General features: G+C 53.3%; 1 protein-coding gene. It reads left to right on the plus strand.

Translation table 11 applies throughout. From position 1 onward, the window contains the following. Positions 1 to 291 (plus strand): hypothetical protein (locus tag CWC16_RS20330; RefSeq protein ID WP_249929321.1); only part of this gene is annotated, 291 nt, incomplete at both ends.

The raw sequence follows: 291 nt of genomic DNA on the forward strand, positions 1-291 counted from the left end.
TGAAGAGGCAAGCGAAGAGGACAAAGAGCAACGAGAGCAACCTCGTACTCGTTCACGTCGTTCGCCGCGCCACCTAAGAGCAGCAGGCCAAAAGCGTAAACGCAACGACAATAAGGATGCAACACCAGCGTTTGTGCCAGTCGCAGATCAGGCAGCAGCCGAGTTTGAAGCTGAGCTAAATGCCACAGCAAAAACATCAGACGAAGAGCCACAAGAGGTGGTTGCTGAAGCTGAAGCACCGGTTGTTGACGCGCCAGTAGCAGAGCAAGTAGAAGTATCAGCTGCTGAAGC

The organism is Pseudoalteromonas sp. S3776 (assembly GCF_005886915.1).
Taxonomy (GTDB): Bacteria; Pseudomonadota; Gammaproteobacteria; order Enterobacterales; family Alteromonadaceae; genus Pseudoalteromonas.